The 12,110-nt window shown below is 69.4% G+C and carries 10 protein-coding genes; all 10 read right to left on the reverse strand.

What is annotated here, in order from left to right:
- Positions 1-10: 10 nt before the first annotated feature.
- The gene (locus ACJ4V0_RS02560) at positions 11-1,930 is read right to left on the reverse strand and encodes an aminopeptidase P family protein (RefSeq protein ID WP_448297988.1); all 1,920 of its coding nucleotides are present in this window, start codon (positions 1,928-1,930) and stop codon (positions 11-13) included.
- Between the two features lie 16 nt (positions 1,931-1,946).
- Positions 1,947-3,344: an FAD-dependent oxidoreductase gene (locus ACJ4V0_RS02565; RefSeq protein WP_448297989.1), complete on the reverse strand. Its 1,398-nt coding sequence runs from the start codon at positions 3,342-3,344 to the stop codon at positions 1,947-1,949.
- 172 nt (positions 3,345-3,516) lie between these two features.
- Positions 3,517-4,107, reverse strand: a complete 591-nt coding sequence (locus ACJ4V0_RS02570) for a cysteine hydrolase family protein (protein ID WP_448298458.1) — start codon at positions 4,105-4,107, stop codon at positions 3,517-3,519.
- Between the two features lie 5 nt (positions 4,108-4,112).
- Positions 4,113-6,158, reverse strand: a complete 2,046-nt coding sequence (locus ACJ4V0_RS02575) for a hydantoinase/oxoprolinase family protein (RefSeq protein ID WP_448297990.1) — start codon at positions 6,156-6,158, stop codon at positions 4,113-4,115.
- On the reverse strand, positions 6,155-7,807 hold the full coding sequence (locus ACJ4V0_RS02580) for a hydantoinase B/oxoprolinase family protein (RefSeq protein WP_448297991.1): 1,653 nt from the start codon (positions 7,805-7,807) through the stop codon (positions 6,155-6,157). Before ACJ4V0_RS02580 ends, ACJ4V0_RS02575 begins: the two co-directional genes overlap by 4 nt.
- Positions 7,804-8,688, reverse strand: coding sequence for an isocitrate lyase/PEP mutase family protein (locus ACJ4V0_RS02585; protein ID WP_448297992.1), 885 nt, complete (start codon positions 8,686-8,688; stop codon positions 7,804-7,806). Before ACJ4V0_RS02585 ends, ACJ4V0_RS02580 begins: the two co-directional genes overlap by 4 nt.
- Positions 8,689-8,746: 58 nt before the next feature.
- Positions 8,747-9,448: an ABC transporter ATP-binding protein gene (locus ACJ4V0_RS02590; protein WP_448298459.1), complete on the reverse strand. Its 702-nt coding sequence runs from the start codon at positions 9,446-9,448 to the stop codon at positions 8,747-8,749.
- A gap of 4 nt (positions 9,449-9,452) precedes the next feature.
- The gene (locus tag ACJ4V0_RS02595; RefSeq protein WP_448297993.1) at positions 9,453-10,193 is read right to left on the reverse strand and encodes an ABC transporter ATP-binding protein; all 741 of its coding nucleotides are present in this window, start codon (positions 10,191-10,193) and stop codon (positions 9,453-9,455) included.
- Positions 10,193-11,179, reverse strand: coding sequence for a branched-chain amino acid ABC transporter permease (locus tag ACJ4V0_RS02600; protein ID WP_448297994.1), 987 nt, complete (start codon positions 11,177-11,179; stop codon positions 10,193-10,195). Before ACJ4V0_RS02600 ends, ACJ4V0_RS02595 begins: the two co-directional genes overlap by 1 nt.
- The gene (locus ACJ4V0_RS02605; protein ID WP_448297995.1) at positions 11,176-12,057 is read right to left on the reverse strand and encodes a branched-chain amino acid ABC transporter permease; all 882 of its coding nucleotides are present in this window, start codon (positions 12,055-12,057) and stop codon (positions 11,176-11,178) included. Before ACJ4V0_RS02605 ends, ACJ4V0_RS02600 begins: the two co-directional genes overlap by 4 nt.
- Positions 12,058-12,110: the final 53 nt, after the last annotated feature.

The following is a 12,110-nucleotide window of genomic DNA, read 5'->3' on the forward strand; positions in this document are numbered from 1 at the left end:
TTTTCCCTGGTCACAAGGGCGACGTCATCCGCAGAAGCCAGGCGCGGTCGGCGCCCTTCAGCGGCCCGGCCAGAAGGTCGCGGGTGCGGGCATGATAGGCGTCCAGCCAGCGGCGCTCTTCCTCCGTCAGCATCTCCACGACGATGGCCCGCCGGTCGAAGGGGCAGAAGGTGATGGTCTCGAATTCGAGAAAGCCCGGCTTCGCGCTCTCGGTGACGACGACGAGGTTTTCCAGGCGGATCCCGTGGGAGCCGGTCTCGTAGAAGCCGGGCTCGTTGGACAGGATCATGCCGGGTTCGAGAGGCACCTGCGACAGCGGCGACAGGCGCGCCGGGCCCTCGTGGACGCCGAGATAGACGCCGACGCCGTGGCCGGTGCCGTGGTCGAAATCGAGGCCGGCCTGCCAGAGCGCTCGGCGGGCGAAGCCGTCCAAGGCGATGCCGCCCGTGCCCTTCGGAAAGCGCGCCGTCGCGACGGCAATATGGCCCTTCAGGACCAGGGTATAGTGCTCGCGCAACCGCTTCGGCACACGGTCGACGGCGATGGTGCGGGTGATGTCGGTGGTGCCGTCGAGGTATTGCGCGCCGGAGTCGATGAGCAGGAACGTGCCTTTCTCGACCTTGCGCTCGGTCTCGGGCGAGGAACGATAGTGGACGATGGCGCCGTTGGAACCGGCTCCGGCGATCGTGGTGAAGCTTGGGCCCTTGTGCAGGGCATCGGCGCCGCGGATCTCCTCGAGCTTCGCCATGACGGCAAGTTCGCCCTGCCCCACCGCCTCGCGATCGATCCAGTGGAGGAAGCGCGCCATGGCGGCACCGTCGCGGACATGGGCCTTGCGTGTGCCGGCGAGTTCCACCTTGTTCTTGCGCGCCTTGGGCAACACGGAAGGATCGGGGCCGTGAACGAGGGTGGCGCCCGCTGCAGTCAGCGTGTCCGCGATCCAGGCGGTCGCGGTGTCGGGATCGATCGTGACGGACTTGCCGGCGAGTTCCTTCAACCCGTCGGCGAAGGCCTCGATGGGCCGCACCGTGACGCCGTTGCCGAGATGGGCGTCGAGGCCGGCGGTGAACTTCGCCTTGTCGACGAACCAGGTGGCGTGGCCGTCGGCGGAAAGGACCAGGAAGCTCTGGACCAGCGGGGTTGCCGGCGTATCGCCGCCGCGCACGTTGAGCAGCCAGGCGATGGAATCGAGCTGGTTGAGCACCGCTGCCTTCGCCCCGCGCGCCGCGATGTCCGCGCCGACGCGGCCGCGCTTGTCGGCGCTGGCCTCGCCGGCATATTTCAGCGGCTGTGCGTGGATCGCGGAAAAGGGGTCGCCCGGCTGGTCGGTCCAGATGGCGTCGATCGGGTTCTTCTCCATGGCCACGAGCTCCGCCCCGGCCTTGGCCATCGCCTCGCGCCAGCGCTCGGCCTCCTTCACCGGCGTCACGCGCGGATCGAAACCGATGCGGTCGCCCTTCCTCACCTTGGTCGCCAGCCACTCGATGGCCGGCGGCTTCTTGAAGTGGCGGCATTCGATGACGGAGGCGTCGGTCTCGGCCGGCGCCTGCAGCGTGTAGCGGCCGTCGACGAAGAGGGCGGCCTCCTTCTGCAGCACGATGGCGAAGCCGGCCGACCCGGTGAAGCCTGTCAGCCATGCGAGCCGCTCGGCGCGGGCGACCAGATACTCGCCCTGATGCTCGTCGGCGCGGGGCACGAGGTAGGCCGCAAACTTGTCCTTCTTAAGGATCTTCTGGAGCGCAGGGATGCGCGCCGGATCGCGCGCGAAGGTCGGAGCGGGAACCTTGGCCACGGCCGCGGCGATCGCCGCCTTGTCGGAGGCGCTGACGCCAGGGCAGGCCGCCGCCATCCAGTCGTCGGGGTGCTTGGCGGGGGGCGTGGCGCGGACGCGGGCGAGGATCGGCTTCAGGGCCTCGAGATCGACGGGCATGGGGCTCCCAGGGGCTTCAGGCGAGGGCAAGCCGGGCCGCCTCCCCGCCCGCGATGCGTCCCAGCACCACGGCGGTCAGAAGCCCGTTGCCGGAAAGATAGCCGGAGGCGTCGGGGCCGGACACCCCCACCGCCGCCCCCCCTGCCGCGAAGAGATTGGGGAGCGGCGCGCCGTCGGTCCGGAGCACCCGCGCCGCGGCGTCGACCGCAAGTCCGCCTTGGGTGTGGAACAGGGCTCCGGTCACCTTCACTGCCCGGAAGGGCGGTTCGAGCTGAGGCACGCCGGTCCAGTCGCGGCCGAAGGCATCGCGGGCTCCGCGTCGCTTGAGGTCCGCGACGGATTCGAGAGTCACGCGAATCACTTCCGCCGGAATGCTGAGGCGCGCTGCCAGTTCATCCGATGATTCCGCTTGAAGGACGGCGCCCGCCGCCTCGGCCCGGCGGAAGTCCTCGAACTGGCGGGCGATGCCGGCGATACGGGCGTCGAAGATGTCATAGGCGACGCCACCGGGCTGGCCGAGCACGGCGAGGGCCGCCTCGGAGTAGCCGGAGGCCTCGTTCCAGAAGCGGCTGCCCGCGGCGTTCAACTGGAAGCCGCCCTCCATGATGACGGCCCAGGAGATGAGGATGCCGTGGGGGTGAGCAACGGACCCATGGCCCTGATGGCCCGTCATGTGGCGCAGGTCTGCGCCGAGCGCACGGCCCCACAGCACGGCGTCGCCCTGGTTGCCGGGATGTCCGAAATAGAGCGCGTCCTTCAGCGCCGGGATGTGCTCGGCGACGAGGGCCCGGTTGCCGCCATAGCCATTGCAGGCGAGCACAAGCGCGTCGCAACCGATGCGCTCCTCAGTTCCGTCGGGACGGGTGACGACCAGGCCGCGGATGCGGCCCTCCGGCGTCGCGACAAGGGCGGTGACATGGGCGCCGGTGACGATGTCGATGCCGGCGACCTCGACCGCGGCGCGCAGCCGGTCGATGAGCTCGGCGCCGGAGCGCGAGGCGAGGCCGTGCATGCGGCGCGCCGCATGGCCGGGATAGGAAAAGTCGTCGATGACCGTGAAGGCGAGGCCGTGCCGCTCGGTGAGCCAATCGATGGCGGGGCCGGCGCCTTTCGTGACGGCCTTGAGCACGGCGGGGTCCGCCTCGCCATGAGCCTTCCCCTGGATATCGGCGGCGAAGGCCTCAGCGCTGTCGGCGATGCCGGCGGCGCGCTGGGCGGCGGTGCCGGCCGCGGGAATGAGGCCGGCGGAGAGGGCGGTCGAGCCCTGCGGAAGCGCGTCGCGCTCGAAAACGACGGGCTCGGCGCCCGCCTCCTTCGCCGCCAGCGCCGCGCAGAGGCCGGCGGCACCTCCGCCGACGATGGCGACAGCCACCGAGACGTCGAAGGGCGAGTCGTCGGTCAGGATTCGGGACATGATGGCCCCTCACCCTTCCCTCTCCCCGCAAGCGGGGAGAGGGGGCACCGGCGTCGCGACATCACCGGCAAGCGCTGCGCCTGGCGCGACGGATGAGCACGGACACGAGGCAGAAGTTCCCTCTCCCCGCTTGCGGGGAGAGGGAAGGGTGAGGGGCAACGACGTACCATCCTCACCCGCCGATCTCCGCGATCAGTTCGGCCACCGTCGCGATGCGGGCCACGGGCCTGAGACCGGCGATGGCCTCGTCATGGACCTTCGGCGAGAAGGCGGCGCAGCCGTCCTCGATCACTGTCACGTGGAAATCGCGGACATGGGCGCCGCGCACGGTGGAAGCGACGCCGCCATTGGTGACGATGCCGCACGCGAGCAGCGTGTCGATGCCCGCCTTTCTCAGCACCCACTCCAGCCGCGACATGTAGAAGGCGGAATAGGCGACCTTCTCCACCCGGATATGGACCGGCTGCAGCGCATCGACCGTGTCGTGGCCCCAGGAGCCCGGCACGAAATCGCCCTTCACCAGGAATGGCCGCAAGGTCTTCAGGTGGTCAGAGATGAAGGGCTCGCCGCCCTTGCCGGGCACCAGGGTGAAATGGGTCGAGACGATCCAGCCGCCCTTCGCCCGGACGAGGTTCGCCAGCGGCTTCAGGCGCGCCGGGAGCGCCGCGATTTCGGGCGCCGATTGGTCGGCCCTGCCATAGGCGCCGTCCGGATGGAGAAAGTCGTTCTGCAGGTCGCAGACGAGCAGCGCGGTGCGGGTCATATCCATCACAGGCGCTCCATGACGAGGTTGCCGAAACGGTCGACCCGGGCGCGCTGACCGGGCGGCACCAGGATGGTGGCGTCCGGCTGTTCGAGGACCGCCGGCCCATCGACCACAGCGTCGACCGGCAAATCAAGACGGGCAAAGATCGCCGCCTCCTGCCAGCCGCCGAACCAGACCGGGCGGCTCCCCATGCGGGCCTTCGCGAGCGAGGCGGAGGCATCGGGCGCCAGGGCAGCGAGGTCGATGGCCGGGCGGCGGCCGATGGCGGTCGTGCGCAGGTTGACGATGCGGATGCCGAGCCCCGGCAGCAGCCGCGAGAAGGCGCGCGAATAGGCCGCCTCGAAGGCCTTTCGGACGATGTTGGAGGTGATGCCGGTGCGGCCCGCTGCCAGCGTCACCGGCAAGGGCACGGCGACCGTATGCGTCTGGCCGAGATAGTGCATGTCGAGTTCATAGGTGACGTCGATCCGGCTGACCGTGAGGCCGGCGCCTGCGACGACGGCATGGGCAGCCGCGCCCTCCTCCGCCATGCGCCGGTCGAGCGCCGTCGCGTCCAGCCCGTCGAGGACGAGGTTCAGCGTCTGCACCTGGTCGTGGCGGATGTCCGCCATGACGCAGCCCATGGCCGAGGTGACGCCCGGAAAGCGCGGCACCAGCGCCGCCTTGAGGCCGATGTCGGCAATGAGCGCGCCGGCATGCAGCGCGCCGCCGCCGCCGAAGGGCACGAAGGCGAAGGTCGCGGGATCATGGCCGCGCTCGACGGAGACGAGGCGGATGGCGCCGGCCATGCGCGCATCGGCGACCCGCACCACGGCTTCCGCGGCCTCTTCCGGAGACAGGCCCAACGGCTCGCCGACGTGCTTCGCCAGTGCCTCCCGCGCTGCCTCGACATCGAGGCGCTGCAGCTTGCCACCGATGGGACGCTCGGCGTTGATGCGGCCGAGGACGATGTTGGCATCCGTCAGGGTCGGGCGGTCGTTGCCCTGGCCATAGGCGACCGGACCGGGCCGCGATCCTGCGCTTTCGGGGCCGACCTCGAGGAAGCCACCGCGGTCGACCCGCGCGATAGAGCCGCCGCCGGCACCGATGGTGGTGATCTCGATCATCGGCGAACGGATGACGAGGCCGAAGTCGATGGTGGTCTGCGCCGCCAGCGCCGCCTCGCCGGCGGCGATCAGCGACACGTCGAAGGAGGTGCCGCCGAGATCCCCGGTGATGATGTCGGGATAGCCGGCGGCGGTGGAGATAGCGGCGGCTGCAATGACGCCGGCCGCCGGCCCCGACAGCGCGGTGCGCACCGGCAGGCGACGGGCCGTGGCCGTCGACATGACGCCGCCGTTCGACTGGACGATGTGGAAGGCACCGGCGAAAGCCTCGCCCTCCAGCGCCTGTTCGAGCTTGGCGAGATAGGAGCCGACGACCGGCTGCAGATAGGCGTTCAGCGCGGTGGTGGAAGCGCGCTCGAACTCGCGGATCTCGGGCAGGATCTCCGAGGAGACCGAGACATGCTCGTTCGGCCAGACGGCTCGAGCCGCAGTGGCCGCGGCGCGCTCGTTGGCGGGGTTGGCATAGGCGTTGACGAAGATGATGGCGAGGGCCATCGCGCCGGCGTCAGCCAGCGCCTTCGCCGCCGCGGCGACCTCGGCCGGATCGACCAACTGCCGCACCGTGCCGTCGGCCAGCGTGCGCTCGGCCACCTCGACGCGCATGTCGCGGTCGGCGATGGGGGTGAAGTCGCCCCACAGGCCCCAGGTGTTGCGGCGGTCACGGCGGCGCATCTCCAGGACGTCGCGGAAGCCCGCGGTGGTGATGACACCGATGCGGGCGCCCTTGCGCTCCAGCAGCGCGTTGGTGCCGACCGTCGTGCCGTGGACGATGGAGCCGAGCGACGACAGCGCGCCGAAGGTCTTCAGACCCTCGAGGAAGCCGACGGCCTCGTCGCCGCGGTTGGAGGGCACCTTGGCCGTGCGGAAGGTCCCGGACGCCTCGTCGAGGAAAAACAGGTCGGTGAAGGTGCCACCGACATCGACGCCGACGAGGGTGGTCATGCGGTGGCTCCGGTCACATAGCCGAGCCTCAGGTCGCGCTCCCGCGCCGCCGGGTCGCGCCGGGCGGGATCGCCGAAGCCGCCGCCGCCGGGTGTCTCCAGCCGCACGCGCCCGCCCTGCGGCAGCTTCACGCCGGTGACCTTGGAGGCCATGGGCGGGGACCCGCAGGTGGCGCCGTCTGTCCAGGAAAAGCGGTTCAGCGCTCCCTCCCCGCCGCCGTTGACGCCGAAGGGTGCATAGCGGCCGCGCTCGCCGAGCAGGAAGACCTCGGCGCCGCGTTCGTCCAGAACCTCGATCTCGTAGATGGCGCCCAGCCCCCCGCGATGGGCGCCCTCGCCGCCGGAATCGGGCCTGAGCGCCCATTGTGTGAACATCACGGGATACGCGGCTTCGAGAATCTCCACCGGCGGCATGGTGGCGGTGGAGATCGGATTGTTGGCGTGGTTCAGGCCGTCGCTCTCGGGATTGCCGCCGAGACCGCCGCCGAAGAAGTTGAACATCACCCAGCGGCTGCCATTGGCGCGGTGACCCGCCATGGAGAGGGCATTGATGGTGCCGAAGGGCCCGGCGGTCGCGCCCTCCGGCACGGCCTTCGCCAGCGCCCCGAAGACGACGCCGATGAGGCGCAGGATGGTTTCGGTATAGCCGGCCATGGGCTTCGGCGCCTTCGCACCGAGTAGCGTGGTCTCGGGCACGACGAAAGTGATGGGCTTCAGGCAGCCCGCATTGGCGGGAACGTCGGTGAAGACGTGCTTCAAGGCGACGTAACAGGCGGCGATGGTGGTCGGCACCGAAATGTTGATGGGGCCGGCGCAGGGCGGCGATGAGCGCGAGAAATCGAGCACCATCGTGTCGCCTGAGATGGTCAGGTCCAGCGCCACCGTCAGTCGCTCGTCGACGATGCCGTCATTGTCGAGATAGTCCTCGAAGGCATAGGTGCCGTCGGGCAGCGCCGCGACGGCCTCGCGCATCAGCGCCTCGGCGCGAACCGAAAAGGCGTCGAACGCCGTATCGATGGTCTTCTCGCCATACTGGTCGAGCAATGCGTTCAGCCTCTTCTCGCCGAGATCGAGGGCGTTGAGCTGGCCGTTGAGGTCGCCCCAGTTGGAATTTGGCAGGCGCGAATTGGCGGCGAGGATGTCGAGGATGTCCTGCCGCGTCTCGCCCCCGGCGACGAGCTTCACCACGGGGATCAGCACGCCCTCCTGGAAGCTCTCGGTCGCCACCGGGTTATAGCCGCCCGGCACGTTGCCGCCGATGTCGAGCCAGTGCCCTGCCGAGGCGAGCCAGCAGAAGAGAACGCCTTTGCGGAAGACAGGTCGCACCAGACGGAAGTCGTTGAGGTGCGTGCCGCCGGCATACTGATCGTTGAAGATGAAGGTATCGCCGGGCGCGAGCCCCCCCTGCACCTGCACCTTGTCAATCACCGCCTTCACGGCGAAGGCCATGGCGCCGACGAAGATCGGCAGGCCCTTCGTGCCCTGCACCAGGGTATCCCCGGTGTCGCGATGGTAGAGGCCGTGGCAGGCGTCGCGGGCCTCGGCGATGATCGGGTTGAAGGCGGATCGATAGAGCGTCGCGTCCATCTCGTCGGCGATCTGCTCGAGCCGGCCCCTGAGGACGGCGAGCGTGACGGGATCGAGCCTCACGCTCCGCCTCCGGCCGGCTCATAGCCCGCGCCCGCCTCCAGCAGTGCGGTGGTGCCGACGATCTCGGCGAGTTCGTCGAAGGAATACATAGCGTCGCGCACCGCGTCCGACGAGCCGTCCGCCCTCAGCGTATCGTAAAACTGGCGGGCGGTCTTCGCCATGGCGCGCACGACGCCGGCCGAGAAGACCACGAGGCTGTAGCCCATGGCCTCGAGGTCCCCGACGGGGGTCATGGGCGTGCGGCCGCCCTCGACCATATTGGCCATGAGGGGGCGCAGCGCACCGAGTTTCCGCGGCACAGAGGCGAGTTCCTCGCGGGTGCGCGGCGCCTCGACGAAGATGATGTCGGCGCCCGCCTCGGCATAGCGTTCGGCGCGCTCGAAGGCACGCTCAAAACCCTCGATCGCCCCGGCATCGGTGCGACCGATCACGAGAAGCCCGTCCTGGCGGGCGTCCACCGCCGCCTTGATCTTGCCCACCATGTCCTCGGCCGGCACGACGGCCTTGCCGCGCAGATGGCCGCAGCGCTTGGGGAAGGTCTGGTCCTCGAGCTGGATGGCGGCGGCGCCGGCCCGCTCGAAGCAGCGCACGGTGCGCTGGACGTTGAGGGCATTGCCGAAGCCGGTGTCGCCGTCGACGATCAGCGGCACCGACACCTTGTCGGCGATGCGCGTGATCACGTCGACGACGTCGTTCATCGTGGTCAGGCCGATGTCGGGCATGCCGAGCCGGGTATAGGCGATGCCGGCGCCGGTCAGGTAGAGCGCCTCGAAGCCGGCGTCGACGGCGATCTGGGCGGTGAGCGGATCCACGACCCCCGGCGCCAGAAGAACCGGGCGCTGGTCAAGTCTTGCACGCAGAACCTGGGCGGGGCGGCTCATCGGTATTCTCCTGAAAAGGCGGTCGTCATACAATCGGCGGCCGTGCTGCATATCATGATCACATCCCCAGATAGGCGCGGCGCAGGTCGTCGCTGGCGGCGAGTTCGGCCGCGTCGCCCTGAAGGGCAAAGACACCGTTCTCGAGGATGAAGGCGCGGGAGGCGACGTCCAGCGACTGGACGACGTTCTGCTCGACCAGCAGGACGGCGAGCCCGTCGGCGTTGATGCGCCGCACGAGGGCGAACATCTCCTCGACCAGCAGCGGCGACAGCCCGAGCGAGGGCTCGTCGAGGATGAGCAGCTTCGGTTCGGCCATCAGGCCGCGGCCGATGGCCAGCATCTGCTGCTCGCCGCCCGAGAGTGTACCGGCGAGCTGGGTGACACGGTCCCTGAGGCGCGGGAAGATGGCGAAGACGCGCTCCAGATTGGCCGATCGCGCCGCCTTGCCCCGCCGGTAGGACCCGAGTTCGAGGTTCTCGCGCACCGCCATGTTGGGAAAGATCTTGCGCCCCTCGGGCACATGGACCAGGCCGCGGGCCACGATGTCGCCGGGGCTCGCCGCGGTGATGTCCTCGCCTTCGAAGGTGATGCGGCCGCGATGGGCCCGCACGATGCCGGAGAGCACCATGTTGAGCGTCGTCTTGCCGACGCCATTGGAGCCGAGCACCGCAACGATCTCGCCCGGCGCGACGGTCATCGACAGGCCGCGTAGGATCTCAGTCGCGCCATAGCCGGCGGCGAGCCCATCGACGGCGAGCAGAGGCTCAGCCATGGGCACTCCCCTTCTGCAGGCGGCCGGCGGCGCCATGGCCGAGATAGGCCTCCACCACGGCCGGATCGCCCACCACCTCGGCAGGCGTTCCGGCGGCGATCAGCCGGCCGTTGGCGAGAACATGGACGTGGTCGCAGAGGCTCATCACCGCCTGCATGACATGCTCGATCATCAGGATGGTGACGCCTGCGTCGCGGATGGCGCGGATCACCGGGACGATGTCGCGGATCTCCGAGGGGTTGAGACCGGCCAGCACCTCGTCGAGCAGCAGCAGGCGCGGCTCCGTCGCCAGCGCGCGGGCGAGTTCCAGCCGCTTGCGTCCGGCCACCGTCAGCGATGACGCGGGGCGGTCGAGGTCGGCGAGACCGACCATGGACGCAACCTCCCCGGCGCGCGCCATGGCCTCGGCCCTGTGGGGATGGCGCAGATAGGCGCCGACCGAGATGTTCTCCACGACCGATAGCCCGGCGAAGGGCTGGACGATCTGGAAGGTCCGGGCGATGCCGCGCACCGCCAGCGATTCCGGCGAGTGACCGGTGATGTCGTCGCCCTCGAAGCGGACGCGCCCCGCCGTCGGCGTCTGGAAGCCGGAGATCAGCGTGAAGAGCGTGGTCTTGCCGGCGCCATTCGGCCCGATCAGGCCGGTGATCAGCCCCTTCGGCACGCTCATGCTGACGTCGGAGACCGCGACGAGGCCGCCGAAGCGCTTGGTGACGCCCTCCACCGCCAGCATCAGCGCCCTCCCCCGGCCCTGGCGAGACCCATGAGGCCGCGCGGTGCGAAGGCGATGACGAGGATCAGCAGCACGCCATAGACCACGAGATCGACGCCGGGCACGGCCGAGCCGATGGCGGCGTGGATCACCGTCTTGGCGGCTTCGCCGAGGCCGATGAGCGCCATGGCGCCGATGAGCGGCCCAAAGACCGTTCCGATGCCGCCGACGATGGGCGCGAGCAGCGCCTCCACCGAGATCCATGCGCCATAGGCGATATTGGCGTCGATATAGAGGAACTTTTGGGTGTAGAGCGCCCCGGCCACCGCCGTGATGCCCGCCGACAGGGTGATGGCCTTGAGCTTTACCTTCAGCGTGTCGACGCCGAGCGCCCGCGCCGCATCCTCGTTCTCGCGCACGGCGACCAGCCAGGCGCCGAAGCGCGAACGTTCAATCGCACGGTTGAAAAGCAGCACCACCGCGACGAAAACGAGGGCGAGATAGAAGAATGCCGCCGGCCCGTCGAACTGCATTTGCGCGAGGCCGATCTTCAGCGGCACCAGCGTGCCGGCCGCCCCGCCGGTGATGGGTGCGGCGTTGGCGAGGATGCGGAACACCTCGGCGAAGGCGAGCGTCACCAGCGCGAAATAGGAGCCGCGCAGGCGGGCGCGGAAGGCGAGCGTGCCGATGACGGCGCCGACCGCTGCGCCGAGGGCCGCAGCCAGCGGCAGCGCCACCCAGGCGTTCACGCCGAACCGCGTCTGCAGGATGGCCTGGGCATAGGCGCCCGTCCCGAAGAAGGCGGCATGGCCGAAGGAGAACTGCCCGCCATAGCCGCCGGCAAGGTTCCAGCCCTGGGCCGCCAGCGTGATGATCAGGACGAAGACCATCAGGTTGTAGAAGGTGTTGGGGCCGGCGACGATGCCGGCGCCGACGAGCAGCGGCACGGTGAGCGGCAGCAGCGCCAGCGCGACGATGGCAAGGAAGATGGAGCGGTAGGCCCTCATGCCTTGGCTCCGAACAGGCCGGTCGGCAGCAGCAGCAGCACCAGGATGAAGATGAGGAAGATGCCGATCTGGCCGAGGCTTTCGCCGAGATAGAGGCCGGACAGGCTCTCCACCACGCCGATGACGAGGCCGCCGACGAGAGCGCCGGCGATGGAGCCCATGCCGCCAAGGACCACCACCGTGAAAGCGACCAGCACGAAGGCGTTGCCGACGCGCGGATTGACGTAGAGCGAGGGCATCAGCAGGCAGGCGGCCACCGCCAGCGTCGCCGCGCCGAGGCCGAAGGTCACGGCATAGAAGTGGTTGACGTCGATGCCGACGAGAGAGGCGCCAAGCTTCTCCTTGGCCACGGCACGGATCGCCTTGCCGGTATCGGTAAGGGCGAGGATCGCCCAGAGCGCAGCCGCGACGACGAGTGCGACGCCGAAGCCGATGACCCGCGGCAGCGAGAGGAGGGCGAAGCCGAGATCGACCACCGAGAAGGAATAATCGAGCGTCAGCGCCCGCGTGTCGGAGCGGAAGACGGCCAGCAGGAGATTCTCGATGACGATCGACAGGCCGAGGGTGACCAGCAGGATCGCCCCGTCGTCGTTGCGGCTCGCCGGCGAGATGACGAAGCGTTGCAGGCCGTAGCCGAAGGCAAAGAACAGCGGCGTCAGCGGCAGGATGGCGAGATAGGGATCGACCCCGAGGCCGAGGTGCATCACCAGCACCGCGAACATGGCCAGCGTCAGCATGGCGCCATGGGCGAAGTTGATGATGTGCAGCACGCCGTAGACGAGGGTCAGACCCAGCGCCACCAATGCATAGACGGCGCCGGTGAGGAGGCCGTTGAGGACGGCCTCCAGCACGATCTGCGGTGGATACGATCTGAACACGGGAGAGATACCTCACCGGCATGGCGGACCCCGCGGCCGGCGAACCGGTCGCG

It is taken from the genome of Phreatobacter aquiterrae, assembly GCF_053471285.1.